Annotated in this window: 1 protein-coding gene; it reads right to left on the bottom strand. The window is 75.6% G+C overall.

Going from position 1 to position 19854, the window contains the following annotated elements; translation table 11 throughout:
• Positions 1 to 37: 37 nt before the first annotated feature.
• Positions 38 to 19849 carry a type I polyketide synthase gene (locus tag GXP74_RS17810; RefSeq protein ID WP_182452452.1) on the bottom strand — a complete coding sequence of 6604 codons (19812 nt, stop codon included), beginning with the start codon at positions 19847 to 19849 and terminating at the stop codon, positions 38 to 40.
• Positions 19850 to 19854: the final 5 nt, after the last annotated feature.

The raw sequence follows: 19854 nt of genomic DNA, 5'->3' as shown, positions 1-19854 counted from the left end.
CTCCTCGCACTGGGTCCGGCGTCGGCCTTGACACTCGTTAGTCGGCGAGCTCGTTGTCGAGAAGATCGAAGATGTTCTCGACTGTGGCTGCTTTGAGATCGTTGTCGGCCGTTTCGTCGGCCGTCGCGTCGTGATCGCTCTCCAATGTCAGCAGCAGAGCTTTCACACGCGCCGCCAGAGCAGTTCGTGCACCATCACCGAATGCGATTCCCTTGACTAGCTTTTCGAGTTTGCTGACTTCTTCCAGAGCCACCGAGCCCTGGCTGACCTTGTCATCGCTGACTTCCCGCTTGAGGTAATCCGAGAGAACAGCAGGTGTCGGGTAGTCAAATGCGAGGGTCGCGGGCAGTTTGAGCCCGGTGGCAGCGTTCAACCGATTACGTAGCTCCAGAGCGGTCAGCGAGTCGAATCCCAGATCCTTGAAGGCCCGCCCGGCTCCCACAGCCTCCGCTGAGGAATGTCCGAGAACGGCCGCCGCATGCGTGCGAATCAGGTTCAACAGTATCCGGTCGCGGTCCGAATCGACCGCCGCGTTCAACTGCTGCCGCAGCAGCCGGCCCGCGTCCGCGCTATTCGTGGCGGACGCCGACCGCGGCGGATTGCCGGCCAGCGCGCGCCAGACCGGCGCCAGTTGCTCGCCCCGGGCGGCCCGGCCGCGCAGCGCGGCCACATTGATCCGGGCCGGGACCAGCAGCGCCTCGTCCCGGGCCAGGGCCAGGTCCAGCAGCGCCAGGCCGTCCTCGGCGGTGAGCGCGGTCATCCCGCCCCGGCCGGCCCGCTGCCGGTCGCCGTCGCTGAGGTGCCCGGTCATCGCGCTGGCGTCCGCCCACAGGCCCCAGGCCAGCGAGGTCGCGGGCAGTTCGGCGGCCCGCCGGTGCGCGGCCAGCGAGTCCAGGAAGGCGTTCCCGGCCGCGTAGTTGCCCTGCCCGGGGGCGCCGAAGGTGGCGGCCCCGGCCGAGAACAGCACGAAGGCGTCCAACTCGGCGCCCAGGGTCAGCTCGTGCAGGTTCCAGGCGGCGTCGGCCTTGGGCCGCATCACCGCGTCGATCCGCTCGGCGGTCAGCGAGCCGATCACGCCGTCGTCCAGCACCCCGGCGGTGTGGATCACCGCGGTCAGCGGGCCCTCACCGCCCGCGAGTACCGCGGCCAGCGCCGGACGGTCGGCGGCGTCACCGGCGGTGATCCGCACGCCGACGCCCGCCTCCGCGCAGTCGGCGGCCAGCCGCGCGGCCCCGGCCGCGGCCGGTCCGGAGCGGCTGAGCAGCAGCAGCCGCTCGGCCCGACCGGTCGCCGCCAGGTGCCGGGAGACCAGCGCCCCGAGCATCCCGGTGCCGCCGGTGATCAGCGTGGTGCCGACCGGGTGGTCCTGCCGCCGCTCGGCCTCGGGCCGGGCGGTCGGCCGGGTCAGCCGCCGCGCGTGGGCGGCCCGCTGCCGGATCGCCAGTTCCGGCTCGCCGGAGGCCACGGCCGCGGCCAGCTGCCCGAGCGTCGGCTCGGCGTCGTCCGCCGGGAGGTCCACCAGGACCAGGCGGCCCGGCTCCTCCGACTGCGCGGAGCGGATCAGCCCCCAGACCGAGGCGGCGGCCAGGTCGGTCACCGGCTCGCCGGTACGGGCGGCGACGGCGCCCCGGGTCACCAGCACCAGCCGGGCCTCGGCCAGCGCCGAGAGCGTCAGCCACCGCTGGACCAGGTCCAGGGTCCGGGCGGCGATCAGCCGCGAGGCCTCGGCCACGCCGAGGTCCGGATCGGAGCCGAGCTCGACCAGGACCAGGTCCGGGACCGGTGCCCCGGCCTCGACCGCCTCGGCCAGCGCGGCCAGGTCCGGGTGGACGTCCAGCGTCCCGGCCGCGCCGATCCCGAGCGGGTCCGCGCCGAGCAGCGCCCACCGGTCGTCGGACGGCGGTTCCGCGCCGCCCACCGGGATCCACTCGACGCCGAACAGCGCGTCGCGCAGGCTGTTCCCGGCGGACGCCAGCGCCCCGGCCGCGACCGGCCGCAGGATCAGCGACTCGACCGAGACCACCGGCTGGCCGGTGGGGTCGGCCGCGTCCAGCACCAGGCCCCCGGCGCTGTCCCGGGACAGCCGGACCCGCAGCGTGGACGCGCCCGCCGCCTGCAGGGACACCCCCGTCCAGGCGAACGGCAGCCGCACCCCGGCGGCGTCACCACCCGCGGCGTCTCCGCCGTCGGGTTCGGCGAGCAGGCCCGCCGCGTGCAGCGAGGAGTCCAGCAGCGCCGGGTGGATGCCGAACCGGGCCGCGTCGGCGTTGGCGTCCTCGGGCAGCGCGATCTCCGCGAAGACCTCGCCGCCGCGCCGCCAGGCCGCGCGCAGGCCCCGGAAGACCGGCCCGTAGCCGTACCCGCCCGCGGCCTGGATCTCGTACAGGCTGGAGACGTCGACGGCTTCGGCGTCCTGCGGCGGCCAGATCAGGAAGTCGGCGGGCGCGGCCAGGTCGGCCGACTGGTCCGGCGCGAGCCGTCCGCCCGCGTGCTGGACCCAGGCGCCGCCGTCGGCGTCGTCGGCGCGCGAGTAGACCTCCACGCTCCGCTGTCCGTCCTGGTCCGGCGCGCCGACCACGACCTGGACCTGGACCGCGCCGGTGGGCGCCAGCACCAGCGGCGCCGCCAGGGTCAGTTCGACCACATGGGCGCAGCCCACCTCGTATCCGGCCCGCACCGCGAACTCCACGAACGCGGTGCCGGGCAGCAGCACCGTGCCGCCGACCGCGTGGTCGCCGAGCCAGGGCTGCGTGCGCAGCGACAGCCGTCCGGTGAGGACCACCCCCTCGCCGCCCGCGAGTTCCACCGCCGCGCCGAGCAGCGGGTGTCCGACCGCGCCGAGCCCGGCCGAGCGGACGTCCCCGGTGCCGCCCAGTTGCAGCTTGGACCAGTAGCGCTGGTGCTCGAAGGCGTAGCCGGGCAGTTCGACCCGCTCACCGGCGGGCAGCACCGCCGTCCAGTCCACCCCGACGCCCCGCACGTGGACCTCGGCCAGCGACCGCAGCATCCGGTCCGGGCCGCCGTCCTCGCGGCGCAGCGTCCCGGCCACCACCGGTGTCCGGTCGGCGCCGTCGGCGGCCTGTTCCAGGGTGGCGGTGATCGCCGCGATCAGCACCGGGTGCGGCGAGGACTCGACGAACACCCGGTAGCCGGAGCGGTTCAGCGCCTCGACGGCGGTGGCGAACCGGACCGGCGCGCGCAGGCTCGCGTACCAGTAGCCGGCGTCCAGCTCCGGTCCGGCGAGCGGTTCGCCGGTCATCGCGGAGAGCATCGGCAGCCGGGCGGTGCCCGGGGTGATCCCGGCGAGCGCGGCCAGCACCTCCGCCCGGATCGCGTCGACCTGCGGGCCGTGCGAGGCGTAGTCCACCGGCAGGATCCGGGCCCGGACGCCGTCGCGTTCGCAGGCGGCGGCGAGCTCGGCGACGGCCTCCGGGTCGCCGGAGACCACGGTGGCGTCCGGTCCGTTGACCGCTGCGACCGTCAACCGGTCGTCCCAGGCGGCGAGTCGGAACTCGACGAGTTCCGCGGCCTCGGCCACGGAGATCATGCCGCCGAGTCCGGACAGCGCGGTCAGCGCCTGGCTGCGCAGCGCCACCACCCGGGCGGCGTCCTCCAGCGACAGGATCCCGGCCACCACGGCCGCCGCGATCTCGCCCTGCGAGTGGCCGACCACCGCGTCCGGCTTGACTCCGGCGGCCGACCAGAGCGCGGCCAGCGACACCATGACCGCCCACAGCGCGGGCTGCACCACGTCGACCCGGTCCAGGCCCGGCGCCCCCTCGGCACCGGCCAGCACCTCGTCCAGGTCCCAGTCCACGTAAGCCGACAGGGCCCGACCGCACTCGGCCAACCGAGCCGCGAACACCGGCGAGGCAGCGGCCAGCTCACGCCCCATACCGACCCACTGCGAGCCCTGGCCCGGGAACACGAACACCGTGCGCCGGTCCCCGGCCGGGACGCTGCCGCCGACCACCCCGGCGGCGGGTTCGCCGGCCGCCAGCGCGGTCAGTCCGGCCAGCAGGTCCTCGGCCCCGGCGCCGGTGACCACGGCCCGGTGCTCGAACGCGGCCCGGGTGGTGGCCAGCGACCAGCCGACGTCCACCGGATCCAGCTCCGTGACACCGAACCCGGCCAGCCGCTGCGCCTGTCCGGCCAGCGCGGCGGCGGTCTTGGCGGAGACCAGCCAGGCGCCGGGTCCGCCGTTGAGCACCGCCGGGGCCGGCGGCTCGGCGTCGAACTCGTCGTCGGTGGTCGACGGTTCGTCAACCACCGGTGGCTCTTCCAGGATGATGTGGGCGTTGGTGCCGCTGACGCCGAAGGAGGACACCCCGGCCCGGCGCGGGCGGCCGTTCACCGGCCACGGCACCGGCTCGCTGAGCAGCCGCACCTCACCCGAGGTCCAGTCGACGTGCGGGGAGGCCTCCCGCGCGTGCAGGGTGGCCGGGAGCACCTGGTGCCGCATGGCCAGGATCATCTTGATGATCCCGGCGACCCCGGCGGCGGCCTGGGTGTGGCCGATGTTGGACTTCACCGAGCCCAGCCACAGCGGCCGGTCCCCGGTGCGCTCCTGGCCGTAGGTGGCGAGCAGTGCCTGCGCCTCGATCGGGTCGCCGAGCACCGTGCCGGTACCGTGCGCCTCGACCGCGTCCACGTCGGCCGGGGTCAGCCCGGCGTCGGCCAGCGCGGTGCGGATCACCCGCTGCTGGGAGGGTCCGTTCGGCGCGGTCAGGCCGTTCGAGGTGCCGTCCTGGTTCACCGCGCTACCGGCAACCACGGCCAGTACCCGGTGCCCGTTGCGGCGGGCGTCGGCGAGCCGTTCCACCACCAGCACCCCGGCGCCCTCGCCCCAGCCGGTGCCGTCGGCGCCCGCCCCGAAGGACTTGCACCGGCCGTCCCCGGCCAGCCCCTGCTGCAGGGCGAACTCGGCGAACGCGCCCGGGGTCGCCATCACCGTCACGCCGCCCGCGAGGGCCAGCGAGGACTCCCCGGAGCGCAGCGACTGGCAGGCCAGGTGCAGGGCGACCAGCGAGGAGGAGCAGGCGGTGTCCACGGTCACCGCCGGGCCTTCGAGGCCCAGCGTGTAGGCCACCCGGCCGGAGATCACGCTGGTGGCGCTGCCGGTGAGGAAGTAGCCCTCGGTACCGGCGGAGTCGGCGGACGGCTGCAGGCTCATCCCGTAGCCGGAGGACCAGGCCCCGGCGAAGACCCCGGCCGCCGTGCCGCGCAGCGTGCCCGGGTCGATCCCGGCCTGCTCCAGCGCCTCCCAGGAGGCTTCGAGCAGCAGCCGCTGCTGCGGGTCCATCGCCAGCGCCTCACGCGGCGAGATCCCGAAGAACGCCGGGTCGAAGTCGCCCGCGTCGTAGACGAAGCCGCCGACCGGGGCGAACGAGCCGAGCTCGCCGCCGTCGGCCGAGCCGAAGGCGTCCCAGCCGCGGTCCACCGGGAAGCCGGAGACCGCGTCGGTACCGGTGGCCAGCAGCGTCCAGAAGTCGTCCAGGGTGCCCGCGCCGCCGGGCAGGCGGCAGCTCATCCCGACGATCGCGATCGGCTCCTCGGACGTCGCCGACGCGTGGACCGGGGTCAGCGCCCCGGCCTGCTCGCCGACCAGGCCCGCCCGCAGGTGCGCGGCCAGCGCCAGCGGTGTCGGGTAGTCGAAGACCAGGGTGGCCGGGAGCTTGAGGCCGGTGGCCTCCTTGAGCCGGTTGCGCAGTTCGACGGCGGTGAGCGAGTCGAAGCCGACGTCCTTGAACGCCCGTCCTGGCTCCACCGCGTCGGGTGAGGGGTGGCCGAGGACGAGCGCCGCCTCGGTCCGGACCAGGTCGGTCAGGATCCGGTCCTGGTCGGCCCGGTCCAGGCCCTGGAGCTGCTGTCCGAGCGCGCTCCGGCCGCCGTCGGTCCGGCTCTCGCCGTCGGCCTCGGCTTCCGCCAACGCGGCCTGGACCTGCGGAAGTTCGCTGATCAGTGCGCTCGGCCGGTGCAGCGTGAACACCGGCGCGAAGGCCGCCCAGTCCAGATCCGCCACGGTGACCAGGCGCTCGTCGTGGTCGAGTACCGCCGCCAGCGCGCCGATGGCCAGGTCGGGATCCATGTCCCGCAGGCCGAGCCGTTGCAGCTGCGCGCCGCCCTCGCCCTCACCCATGCCGCCGCCGCCCCACAGGCCCCAGGAGACCGAGGTCGCGGGCAGGCCCCGGGCCAGCCGGTGCTCGGCCAGGGCGTCCAGGTAGGCGTTGGCAGCGGCGTAGGCGGCTTGGAACTGGCTGCCCCAGATCGCGGCCCCGGAGGAGAAGACCACGAAGGCGTCCAACTCCCGTTCCGCGGTGAGCTGGTCGAGGTGCGCGGCGCCGACGCTCTTGGCGAGCGCGGCGGTGGCCAGGTCGGCGACCGTGGTGCCGATCACCGGTGCGCCCTGGGCCACGCCGGAGGCGTGGAACACGGCCCGCAGCGCGGGACCGCCGCGGTCGGCCCAGTCCAGCAGCGCGTCCAGCTGCGACCGGTCGGCGGTGTCGCAGGCGACCACCGCGACCGCGGTGCCCGCGGCGGCCAGCCGCGCGGCGCGCTCGGCCACGCCGGAGGCGCGGGGACCGGAGCGGGAGACCAGGACCAGCCGGGGCACGCCGCGTCCGGCCAGCCACGCGGCCAGTCGTCCGCCGATCGCCCCGGTGCCGCCGGTGACCAGCGCGCTGCCGGTGGACGTCCAGGCGCCGTTGCCGCGCGGCTGCGCGGCCGGGAGCAGCCGTCGGCCGAGGATGCCGCTGCCCCGGATCGCCAGCTGGTCCTCGCCGCGCTCGACGGCTCCGGCGAGGACGGCGACCAGTCGGGCGGTGGTCCGCTCGTCCAGTGCCGACGGCAGGTCCAGCAGGCCGCCCCAGTAGTCGGGGTGCTCCAGGCCGACGATCCGGCCCAGGCCCCAGACCTGCGCCTGGACCGGGCTGGTCAGCGTCTCGCCGGGGCCGGTGGCGACGGCGCCGGTGGTGGCCACCCAGACCGGGGCCTGGATCGCGAGGTCGGCCAGCGCCTGGACCAGGCCCAGGGTTCCGGCCAGACCGGCGCTGACCGCCGGGGCGTCGGCCACTGGTGTCTCGTCGGTGGCCAGCAGCGACAGCACCCCGGTCACCGGCGCGTCGGCGTCGGCGTCGGCGTCGGCCAGGGCCTGCCGGATCCGGGCGGCCAGGCTGTCCCGGTCCACCTCGCCGGGCGCGGCCTCGGCGCGCAGCACCCGCGCTCCGGCACCGGTCAGCGCCGCGACCAGGGCCTCGGCGTTGGGGGCGTCGGCGGGCGAGGCCTCGGCGTTCGGGCCGTCGGCGTTCGGGTTCTGGTTCGCGGTGACCAGCAGCCAGGTGCCGGTGAGCCGCGCCGGGGCGGGGTCGGGCACCGGGGTCCAGCTGACCCGGTAGCGCCAGGCCGCCGTGAGCGACTCCTCCCGGTCGCGCTGCCGCCAGGACGCCAGCGCCGGTAGCACCTCGCTGAACGGGCGTTCACCGTCGACTTCCAGCGCCCCGGCCAGTCCGGCCAGGTCGCCGTGTTCCACCGCAGCCCAGAACTGGGCCTCGGCCTCGGTCCCGGTGCCGTCGCCGCCGCGGGTCGCGACCGGCGCGGGCCGCGGCCAGTAGTACTGGTGCTGGAAGGCGTAGGTGGGCAGTTCCACCAGCTGCCCGGCGGGCAGCACCGCCGACCAGTCGAGCTCCACCCCGCGCACGTGGGCGCGGGACAGCGCGGTCAGGACCGCCGCCGAGGCGTCGGTGTCCGCGCGCAGCAGCGGGATGAACTCGGCCTCGACGCCGTCGCCGAGGGCCGACGGCCCCATCGCCGACAGGGTGCCGTCCGGGCCGATCTCGATGAACACGCTGACGCCCTGGGCCGCCATCGCGGTGACCGCGTCGGCGAACCGCACCGGCCGCCGCGCCTGCTCCACCCAGTAACCCGGCCCCGGCTCGTTCACCAACTCACCCGTCAGCGCCCCGAACCAGGCCACCTCCGGCAACCCGTGCACCACCTCAGCCGCGACCGCACCCAGCTCGTCCAACACCGGATCCATCAACGCCGAGTGGAACGCGTGGCTCACCCGCAACCGACGCACCCGCCGACCACGCCCCCGCCACACCTCCAGCAACGCCTCGACCCGCTCCGCCACACCCGAGACCACCACCGACGAAGGCCCGTTGACCGCCGCGAGGGACAGTCCCGAGTCGCCGTCGAGGTCGGCCGCCAGCTCGGCCTCGGTCGCCGCGATCGCCGCCATCGCGCCGCCCTCGGGCAGCGCCTGCATCAGCCGGGCCCGCGCCGCCACCAGACGGCTTGCGTCCGCCAGGGTGAGCACCCCGGCCGCGTGCGCCGCCGCGACCTCACCGACCGAGTGACCCGCCACCGCGTCCGGCACGATCCCGGCCGCCGCCAACATGGCCACCAGACCCACCTCGACCGCGAACAACCCACTCTGGGCGTAGAGCGTCTGGGTGGCCCGGACGTCGTCCGCGTCCTCGCCGAGCACCACCTCCCGCACCGGCAGCCCGAGTTCCGCCTCCAGCAGCGCACAGGCGTGGTCGAAGGCCTCGGCGAACACCGGCGAGGCCGCGTACAACTCCCGGCCCATCCCGGCCCGCTGCGCCCCCTGCCCGGCGAAGACGAAGCCGACCCGTCCGGCGCCACCGGCCCCGACCGTGCCCTGGACCAGACCGGCCGCCGACGTCCCGGCGGCGATCGCGGCCAGGCCCGGGGCCAGGTCGTCGGTGATCACCGCGCGGTGCTCGAACACCGAGCGGCTGCGGGCCAGCGACCAGCCGACGTCGACCGGGTCGAGCCGCGGACCGGCGGCGAGGTGCGCCGCCAGCCGCCCGGCCTGCGCGGCCAGTCCGGCGGCCGACTGGCCGGAGACCAGCCACGCGGACGGCGCCGGGTCCAGCAGCGGCAGCGCGGTCGGCCGCTCGGCGGGCGCGCTCTCGGCGGCCGCCGGTGCCTCCTCGACGATCACGTGCGCGTTGGTGCCGCTGACACCGAAGGCCGACACGCCCGCCCGCCGGGGCCGCTCCCGTACCGGCCAGGCCACCGGCTCGCTCAGCAGCCGTACGTCACCGGCGGACCAGTCGACGTGCGGGGAGGGTTCGTCGGCGAAGAGGGTGACCGGCAGCACGTCGTGCCGCATGGCCAGCACCATCTTGATCACCCCGGCCACCCCGGCCGCCGCCTGGGCGTGGCCGATGTTGGACTTCACCGAGCCCAGCCACAGCGGCTGGTCCTCGGGCCGGTCCTGGCCGTAGGTGGCGAGCAGCGCCTGCGCCTCGATCGGGTCGCCGAGCACCGTGCCGGTACCGTGCGCCTCGACCGCGTCCACATCGGCGGCGGAGAGACCGGCGCTGGCCAGCGCCGACCGGATCACCCGCTGCTGCGAGGGGCCGTTCGGCGCGGTCAGACCGTTGGAGGCGCCGTCCTGGTTCACCGCGCTGCCGCGCAGCAGCGCCAGCACCTGGTGTCCGTTGCGGCGGGCGTCGGAGAGGCGTTCCAGCACCAGTACCCCGGCGCCCTCGCCCCAGCCGGTGCCGTCGGCGTCGGCGCCGAAGGACTTGCACCGGCCGTTGCCGGCCAGCCCCTGCTGGCGGGCGAACTCGGCGAACGCGCCCGGGGTCGCCATCACGGTGACCCCGCTGGCCAGGGCGAGCGAGCACTCCCCGGCGCGCAGCGCCTGACCGGCCAGGTGCAGCGCCACCAGCGAGGACGAGCAGGCGGTGTCCACGGTCACCGCCGGGCCCTCCAGGCCCAGCGTGTACGACACCCGGCCGGAGATCACACTGGTCGCGTTGCCGGTGAGCAGGTAACCCTCGGAGCCGGTGCTCTCGGCCAGGCCGACGCCGTAAGCCGAGTAGGTGGCCCCGGCGAAGACACCGGTCTGGCTGCCGCGCAGCGAGACCGGGTCGATGCCCGCCCGCTCCAGCGCCTCCCAGGTGGTCTCCAGCAGCAGCCGCTGCTGCGGGTCCATCGCCAGCGCCTCACGCGGGCTGATGCCGAAGAACCCGGCGTCGAAGCCGGAGGCGTCGTAGACGAAACCGCCCTGCCGGGTGGTGGACGTCCCGGCGCCGGGGGCGGCGCCGTAGAGCCGGTCGGCGTCCCAGCCGCGGTCGGTCGGGAAGGCGGAGACCGCGTCGGTGCCGGTGGCCAGCAGCTCCCAGAAGCTCTCCGGGGTGGCCGCGCCACCGGGGTAGCGGCAGCCGATGCCGATGATGGCGATCGGCTCGCTCGGGTCCACCCCCGGCGTGACCGCCCGCCGCGGGGCGGTTCCGGTGAGCGCGCCGAGCAGTTCGGTCCGCAGGAACTGGACCACCGCGGTCGGCGTGGGGTAGTCGAAGACCAGCGTGGCCGGGAGCTTCAGGCCGGTGGCCGTGTTCAGCCGGGTGCGCAGGTCGACGGCGGTGAGCGAGTCGAACCCGAGGTCCTTGAACGCCCGTCCGGCCGGTACCGCCTCCGCCGAGGCGTGGCCGAGGACGGCGGCGGCCTGGGCGCGGACCAGCTCGCCGAGGATCCTGTTCTGCTCCGGCAGGCCCAGGCCGAGCAGCCGCTGTCCCAGCGCCGTCCCGGCCTCCTTCGCACTGCCGTCGGTGTCCGGCGCGTCGTTCAGCGCCCGCTGCGCGTCCGGCAGGTCGGCCAGCAGCGGGCTGGGCCGCTGCACGGTGAACACCGGGGCGAACCGGGTCCAGTCGATGTCCGAGACCGCGACCAGCGCCTCACCGGCGTCGAGTACTCCGGCCAGCGCCGCGATCGCCGGTTCCGGGTCCATCTCGCGCAGGCCGAGGCGCTGTAGCACGGCACCGGCCGGGCCCTCGCCCATGCCGCCGCCGCCCCACAGGCCCCAGGCGACCGAGGTACCGGCCAGGCCGCGCGCCCGCCGGTCCTCGACCAGCGCGTCCAGCGCCGCGTTCGCCGCCGCGTAGCCGGACAGCTGGCCGCTGCCCCAGGCCGCCGCGCCGGACGAGAAGACCACGAAGGCGTCCAGGTCGAGCCCGGCGGTGGCCTCGTCCAGGTATGCCGCGCCACCGGCCTTCGCCTGCGACACGTCCGCCAGGTCGGCGGCGGTCATGCCCTCGACCGGACCGCCGAGTCCGGCCCCGGCGGCATGCATCACCGAGGTCAACTCCGGTCCGGTGGCGCCGATCCAGCGCACCAGGCCGGTGACCTGGGCGCGCTCGCCGACGTCTCCGGCGACCACGGCCACGGCGGTACCGGCGGTGGCCAGCTCGGCGGCCAGGGCCACCGCGCCGGACGCGGCCGGTCCGGACCGGCTGGACAGCACCAGCCGGGCGGCACCGCGCCCGGTCAGCCAGCGGGCCACGTGCCCGCCGACGCCGCCGGTACCGCCGGTCACCAGCACACTGCCGCCCGGCAGCCACTGGCCGCCGGGACGCGGCCGGGGCGCGCGCAGCAGCCGTCGGCCGAGCACTCCCCCGGGCCGGATCGCCGCCTGGTCCTCGCCGCGTCCGGCCAGGAGGGCGGCCAGCCGACCGGCCGTGCGCGCGTCCCAGGCCTGCGGCAGGTCGATCAGGCCGCCCCAGCGGTCCGGGTGCTCCAGGCCCACGACCCGGCCGAACGCCCAGGTCTGCGCCTGGAGTTGACCGGTCGGCGCCTCCCCGGCGGCGGCGGCCACCGCGCCGGAGGTCAGCACCCACAGCGGCGCGCCGATCCCGGCGTCGCCCAGGGCCTGCACCAGGCCCATGGTCGCGGCCAGGCCGGTGGGCACCACCGGCGCCGAGGCCAGCGGCGAGTCGTCCAGCGCCAGCAGCGACAGCACCCCGGCGAGCTCGGTCCCGCGCTCGTTCTCGTTCGCGGCGTTCTCGTTCTCGTCGTTCTCGGCGTTCGCGGCGTTCTCGGCCCGGAGGGTCCGCCTGATCCGGTCGGCCAACTGCTGCCGGTCGGTCTCGCCCTCGGCGGCCTCGACCCGCAGTACCCGCGCGCCGTGGCCGGTCAGCGCCTGCTCGCTGCGCTCGGCCTGCTCGGCGGCGGCCGCCCCGGCCGGGGTGACCAGCAGCCAGGTACCGGACAGGGTGGCCGCGTTGGGCACAGTGACCGGGGCCCAGGCGATCCGGTAGCGCCAGTCCGCGACCGTCGACTCGCCGCGTTCCCGCTGCCGCCAGGCGGCCAGCGCGGGCAGTACCTCGCGCAGTCGCTGCCCGTCGACGGCCAGGGTCTGCGCCAGGCTGTCCAGGTCGCCGCCCTCGACGGCGGCCCAGAAGGCGCTCTCGGCCGCCGGGGTCGCGCCGTTCCCGCCGGGGGCGGCGGCCGGGGCGGGCTTGGGCCAGTACCGCTGCCGCTGGAAGGCGTAGGTGGGCAGCTCGATCCGCTGCCCGGCGGGCAGCACCGCGGTCCAGTCGACGAAGACGCCATGGGCGTGCGCCTCGGCCAGCGAGGCCAGGGCCCGGACCGGGCCGCCGTCGTCCCGGCGCAGGGTGCCGGTGACCACGGGCTCGCGCACCGTGCTCTCCGCCTCCTGGCGCAGCGCCTCCAGCGTGTCGGTGACGGCGGCGGTCAGCACCGGATGTGCGGAGGCCTCGACGAACACCCCGTACCCGGCGCGGCCGAGCACGTCGGTGGCGCGGGCGAACTCCACCGTCGCCCGCAGGCTCGCGTACCAGTAACCGGCGTCCAGTTCGGGGCCGTTCAGGAACTCGCCGGTCATCGCCGACACCATGGCGATCACGCCGGGCCGGGGCGCGACCGAGGCCAGCAGGCTCAGCACCTCGTCCCGGATGTCCTCGACCTGCGGGCCGTGCGAGGCGTAGTCCACCGGCAGCATCCGGGCCCGGACGCCGTCCCGCTCGCAGGCGGCGAGCAGTTCGGCCAGGGCCTCGGGCCGTCCGGAGACCACGGTGGCGGCCGGTCCGTTCACCGCCGCGACCGAGATCCACCCGTCCCAGGGGGCGATCCGGGCGGCGACCGCCTCGGCCGCCTCGGCCAGGGACAGCATGCCGCCGCGTCCGGACAGTGCGATCAGGGCGCGGCTGCGCAGCGCCACCACCTTGGCGGCGTCCTCCAGCGACAGGATCCCGGCCACCACGGCGGCGGCGATCTCACCCTGCGAGTGCCCGACCACCGCGTCCGGGGTGACCCCGGCCGCCTGCCAGAACTCGGCCAGCGAGACCATCACCGCCCACAGCACCGGCTGCACGACGTCGACCCGGTCGAAGCCGGGCGCGCCCTCGGCACCGGCGAGCACCCCGGTCAGCGACCAGTCCACGTACGGTGCCAGCGCCTGCTCGCACTCGGCCAACCGGGCCGCGAACACCGGCGAGGCAGCAGCCAGTTCCCGACCCATACCGACCCACTGCGACCCCTGCCCGGGGAAGACGAAGACCACCGGACCGGTGCTGCCCGCGGCGGTCCCGGTGACCACTCCGGCGGCGGGCTCCTCGGCCGCCAGCGCGCCCAGCCCGGCCAGCAGGTCGGCGCGGTCGGCGCCGGTGATCACGGCGCGGTGCTCGAACAGCGAGCGGGTGGTCGCCAGCGACCAGCCGACATCGACCGGGTCGAGTTCCGGACGGGCTGCCAGCCGCGCGGCCAGTCGCCGGGCCTGGTCGGCCAGGCCGGACGCGCTCTGGCTGGACAGCAGCCAGGCGGGGGCGTCCGCCAGCACCGGGGCCAGCTCGACCGGTCCGCCGTTGGCCGCCTCGTCGGCGGCGTCGGCCCCGGTCGGCCGCGGCGCCTCCTCCAGGATGATGTGGGCGTTGGTGCCGCTGATGCCGAAGGCCGAGACCCCGGCCCGGCGCGGGCGGCCGTTCGCCTGCCAGTCCACCGCGTCGGTCAGCAGCCGGACGTCACCGGCGGTCCAGTCGACCTGCGGCGTCGGCTCGTCGGCGTGCAGCGTGGCCGGGAGCAGGCCGTGTTGCAGGGCGAGGACCATCTTGATGATCCCGGCCGCGCCGGAGGCCTGCTGGGCGTGGCCGATGTTGGACTTCACCGAGCCCAGCCACAGCGGCCGTCCCTCCGGCCGCTCCTGGCCGTAGGTGGCGAGCAGCGCCTGTGCCTCGATCGGGTCGCCGAGCCGGGTGCCGGTGCCGTGCGCCTCGACCGCGTCGACGTCGGCGGCGCCGATCCCGGCGTTGGTCAGCGCGGCCCGGATCACCCGCTGCTGCGAGGGGCCGTTCGGGGCGGTCAGGCCGTTCGAGGCGCCATCCTGGTTGATGGCGCTACCGGCCACCGTGGCGAGCACGGTGTGGCCGTTGCGGCGGGCGTCGGACAGGCGCTCCAGCACGATCATGCCCGCGCCCTCGGACAGGCCCATGCCGTCCGCGTCGGCGGAGAAGGCCTTGCAGCGGCCGTCCAGGGCCAGCGCACCCTGCTGCGAGAAGCCGACGAACTCGGCCGGGTCGGCGATCACCATCACGCCACCGGCCAGCGCCAGGTCGCACTCACCGGCGCGCAGCGCCTGCGCCGCCAGGTGCAGCGACACCAGCGCCGAGGAGCAGGCCGTGTCCACGGTCACCGCCGGACCCTCCAGGCCCAGCGTGTACGAGATCCGGCCGGAGATGACACTGGTGACGTTGCCGGTGAGCAGGTGCCCCTCGGCGCCGTCCAGGTCGGCGCCCCAGCCGGTCTGCGCGGCGTAGCCGGATCCGGCCGCACCGGCGAAGACGCCGGTCAGCGAGCCGCGCAGGGACGTCGGGTCGAGCCCAGCGCGTTCCAGCGCCTCCCACGAGGTCTCCAGCAGCAGCCGCTGCTGCGGGTCCATCGCCAGCGCCTCACGCGGCGAGATCCGGAAGAACGCCGGGTCGAAGTCGGCCGCCCCGGCGACGAACCCGCCCTCGCTGGTGTGCGAGGCCAGGGCCTGGCCGGGGATGCCGTCGAGCAGCCCGGCGATGTCCCAGCCCCGGTCGGCCGGGAAGCCGCCGATGGCGTCGCCGCCGCTCGCCAGCAGCTGCCACATCGCCTCCGGGCTGTCGATCCCGCCCGGGTAGCGGCAACCCATGCCGACGATCACCACCGGGTCGCTCGCCGACACCGGCACGACCCGCGACTCGGCCACCGACTGCGTTTGGCTGCCCATGAGTTGGTTGACGATCTGACGGGCCAGGATCACCGGTGACGGGTAGTCGAAGACCACCGTGGAGGGCAGCGTGAGCCCGGTGGCCTGGTTCAGCCGACCACGCAGTTCGACGGCGGTCAGCGAGTCGAAGCCCATCTCCCGGAAGGCCCGGTTGGCGTCCACCGCCTCGGCCGAGGCGAAGCCGAGGACGGCCGCCGCGTGGCTGCCGACCAGTTCGGTGACGATCCGCTCGCGCTGCCCGGCGGAGACCCCGACCAGGCGTTCCAGCAGCGCCGCGCCGTCGCCCGAGGCGACCACGGCGACCCCGGTACCACCGGCGTCGAGCTGCCGGGCCTCGGGGATCTCCTCCAGCAGCGGCCAGGACCGCATCGCGTTGAACACCGCCGAGAAGCGCGGCCAGTCGACATCGGCCACCGACAGCACGGTCTCGTCGTCGGCGAGTACCTGCCCGAGCAGGGTCAGCGCCCGCTCCGGGTCGAGCAGTCGCAGGCCCTGCCGCCGCAGCCGCTCCGGGACCAGGCTCTGCGGCCGGGCGGGCTCGGACGGGTCCTGGGCCGCGGTCGCCGAGTCGTCGAAGCGACCGCCGGAGCTCCACACGCCCCAGGCGACCGAGGTCGCGGGCAGGCCCCGGGCCCGACGGTTCTGGGCCAGCGCGTCCAGGTGGGCGTTGGCGGCGGCGTAGGTGCCGTGCTCGCCGACGCCCCAGGTCGCGGTGATCGAGGAGAACAGGACGAAGGCGTCCAGGTCGAGGTCGGCGGTGAGCTCGTCCAGGTGCGTCGCCCCACCGACCTTGGCGCCCAGCGCCAACGCCAACTGGTCGACGTCGGCCTGGTCCAGGGCCATCAGCTCGACCGCGACCGCGCCGTGGATCACCGTGGACAGCGGCGGGGCGATGGTCGGGATCCAGGCCAGCAGCCCGGCCAGGGCGTCCCGGTCGGCGACGTCGCAGGCGACCATGGTGACCGCCGAACCGGCCTCGGCCAGCAGCGCGGCGAGCGTCGACGCGCCCGGCGTGGCCGCGCCCCGACGGCTGGCCAGCACCGCGTGCGGGGCACCGGAGTCGGTCAGCCAGGCGGCCAGGTCCGGGCCGATCGCGCCGCTGGCGCCGGTCAGCAGCACCGAGCCGCGCGGCGTCCAGCCGCTGTCGACCTTGCGGCGCGGGGTCGCCCGGACCAGGCGCCGGGCCAGCAGCCCGCCGGTCCGGATCGCCACCTGGTCCTCGGACCTGTCCGCGAGGGCCCCGGCGAGCCGGGCCGCCGCGCGGTCGTCCAGCACCGGCGGCAGGTCGATCAGACCGCCCCAGCGGGCCGGGTGCTCCACCCCGGCGGTCCGGCCCAGGCCCCACACCTGCGCCTGGACCGGGCTGGTCAGCACATCGCCGTCATCGATGGCGACGGCGCCCTGGGTCAGCAGCCACAGCGGCGCGCTGCTCCCGGTGTCGCCGAGCGCCTGCACCAGTCCCAGCGTCGCGGCGACGCCGGTCGGCACCACCGGCCGCTCGGCCAGCGGCGACTCGTCCAGGCCCAGCAGCGACAGCACGCCCGCCACCGGGACCACCGCGTCGGCGGCGGTGGCGAGGGTGCCGCTGATCGTCGCGGCCAGGCCGGAGCGGGTCACCTCGCCCGGGGCGACCTCGACGCACAGCACCCACGCGCCGCGCTCGCCGAGCGCCCGCTCGCAGGCCGCGGCCAGCTCGCCGCCGCCAAGCGCGGCCGGGACCACCAGCAGCCAGGTACCGGAGAGCACGACCGGGTTGCGGTCGCGCACCGGCGCCCAGGAGACCCGGTACCGCCAGTCCGCCGTCAGCGACTCGTCCCGCTCCCGCTGCCGCCAGGACGCCAGCGCGGGCACCAGCTCGCCCAGCGTGGTGCCGTCCACCGAGAGCGCCCGGGACAGGCCGTCCAGGTCACCGGCCTCGACCGCGGACCAGAACCGGGCCTCGGCCTCGGAACCGGAGCCGCCGCCGACGGCGACCGCGGCCGGGATCGGCTTGGGCCAGTAGCGCTGCCGCTGGAACGGGTAGGTCGGCAGTTCCACCCACGGTGCCCGGGGTACCACCGCCGTCCAGTCCACGGCCACGCCGCGGACGTGCAGTTCGGCCAGGGAGGCGAGCAGCCGGGCCGGGCCGCCGTCGTCCCGGCGCAGCGTCCCGCCGACGATCGGCTCCGGACGGGAGATCCGCCCGGCCTCCTCGGAGTCGGCCGGCTGCTCCAGGATCGCGGAGATGGACGAGGTGAGCACCGGGTGCGCGGAGGCCTCGACGAACACCCCGTGCCCGCTGCGGTCCAGCACCTCGATCGCCCGGGAGAACTCCACGGTGGCGCGCAGGCTGGCGTACCAGTATCCGGCGTCCAGCTCCGGGCCTTCGAGGAGTTCGCCGGTCAGCGCGGACACCATCGGCACCCGCGCGGGCCGCGGCGCGACGCCGTCCAGCAGCTTCAGGATCTCCTCGCGCAGCTCGTCCACCTGCGGGCCGTGCGAGGCGTAGTCGACCGGGAGGATCCTGGCTCGGACCCCTTCCCGCTCGCAGTCGGCGACCAGCGTGCCCAGGGCGTCCAGTTCGCCGGAGACCACGGTGGCGGCGGGGCCGTTCACCGCCGCCACCGACGCCTGGCCGTCCTCGGCCGTCAACCGGGCGATCCGCCGCTCCACGGCGGCGGCGGACTCGGCGACGGAGAGCATGCCGCCGCGTCCGGACAGCACGGTCAGCGCCTGGCTGCGCAGCGCCACCACCTTGGCGGCGTCCTCCAACGACAGGATCCCGGCCACCACAGCCGCCGCGATCTCACCCTGCGAATGCCCCACCACCGCATCCGGCTCGACCCCGGCCGCCTGCCACACCGCCGCCAACGACACCATCACCGCCCACAACACCGGCTGCACCACATCCACCCGGTCAAACCCAGGCGCACCCTCAACACCAGCCAGCACCTCGACCAACGACCAGTCCACAAACGGCGCCAACGCCCCCTCACACTCCGCCAACCGCGCCGCGAACACCGGCGACGAAGCGGCCAACTCCCGACCCATACCAACCCACTGCGAACCCTGACCCGGGAACACGAAGACCGTCCGGCCGCGGCCGCTGCCCGGGACGACGCCGGTGACCGCGCCCGCGCTCGGCTGACCGGCGGCCACCGCCGACAGGCCGGACAGCAGTTCGGCACGCTCCTGGCCGAAGACCACGGCCCGGTGCTCGAAGACCGACCGGGTGTCGATCAGCGACCAGGCCACCCCGGCGACGTCCAGCTCGGGCCGGGCCTGCAGGTACTCGCCCAGCCGACCGGCCTGCGCGGCCAGCCCGGCCGTGCTCCGGGCCGACACCAGCCACGCCGGTACCGAGCCGGTCAGCACCGGCAGTCCGGCGCCCGGCTGCTCGCGCTCGGCGCTCTGGGCCGCCGGATCGTCGGAGTCGGCGTCAGCGGCGGCCTGGGCGACCGCGTCCGGCACCGGCGGGGCCTCTTCGAGGATCGCGTGCACGTTGGTGCCGCTGACGCCGAACGCGGACACGCCCGCGCGCCGGGGCCGCTCGGTCGCGGGCCAGGCGACCTGCTCGGTCAACAGCCGGACGTCGCCCGCCGACCAGTCCACGTGCGGGCTGGGCTGGTCGGCGTGCAGGGTCCGCGGCAACTGCTGGTGCTGTAGCGCGAGCACCATCTTGATGACCCCGGCCATACCGGCCGCGGTCTGGGTGTGGCCGATGTTGGACTTCACCGAGCCGAGCCACAGCGGCCGGTCGCCCTCGCGGTCCTGCCCGTAGGTGGCGATCAGCGCCTGGGCCTCGATCGGGTCGCCGAGCACCGTGCCGGTACCGTGCGCCTCGACCGCGTCCACCTGGTCGGCCCGCAGTCCGGCGTTGGCCAGCGCGGACCGGATCACCCGCTGCTGGGAGGGGCCGTGCGGCGCGGTGAGACCGTTGGAGGCGCCGTCCTGGTTCATCGCGCTGCCCGCGATCACGGCCAGTACCCGGTGGCCGTTGCGGTGCGCGTCGGAGAGCCGCTCCAGGACCAGCATCCCGGCGCCCTCACCCCAGCCGATGCCGTCCGCGTCGGCCGCGAACGCCTTGCAGCGGCCGTCGAAGGCGAGCCCCTGCTGGCGGGAGAACTCCGCGAACGCGCCGGGCGTGGACATGATCGCCACACCGCCGGACAGCGCCATCGAGCACTCGCGCGAACGCAGCGCCTGGCAGGCCAGGTGCAGCGCCACCAGCGAGGACGAGCAGGCGGTGTCCACGGTCACCGCCGGGCCCTCAAGGCCCAGCGTGTACGACACCCGGCCGGAGATCACCGAGGTCAGGCTGCCGATCATCAGGTAGCCCTCGGAGCCGCCCTCCTCGGCCAGGCCGTGGCCGTAGGCACCGAAACCGGCACCGGCGAACACGCCGGTCGCGGTGCCCTTGAGCGAGGCCGGGTCGATCCCGGCCCGCTCGATCGCCTCCCACGCGGTCTCCAGCAGCAACCGCTGCTGCGGGTCCATGGTGATCGCCTCGCGCGGACTGATCCCGAAGAATCCGGGGTCGAAGTCGGCCGCGTCGTAGAGGAAGCCGCCCACCCGCGTCGTCGACGCCTCGTCGCCGATTCCGGCGTAGAGGCCCTCGGGGTCCCAGTTCCGGTCCGTCGGGAATCCGGAAATCGCATCCGTCCCGGCGAGCATCAGGTTCCAGAAGTCCTCCGGTTCCCGGACACCGCCCGGGAACCGGCAACCCATGCCGACAATCGCGATCGGCTCGCGGTCGCGGTCGCGAAGCCTTTTACGGGTACGACGCAACGTCGTGGTCACCTGCTTGAGGTAATCACGAAGCTTGTCCTCGTTCTCAACCGCAGCCATGTTCA

Source organism: Streptacidiphilus sp. P02-A3a, assembly GCF_014084105.1.
Classification (GTDB): Bacteria; Actinomycetota; Actinomycetes; order Streptomycetales; family Streptomycetaceae; genus Streptacidiphilus.
Note: the sequence above shows the minus strand (reverse complement) of the source record. Positions and strands in the feature narration are given on the sequence as shown.

Coding starts and splice junctions, on each gene's coding strand:
- GXP74_RS17810 (WP_182452452.1), bottom strand. CDS start 19,849: ATGGCTGCGGTTGAGAACGAGGACAAGCTTCGTGATTACCTCAAGCAG.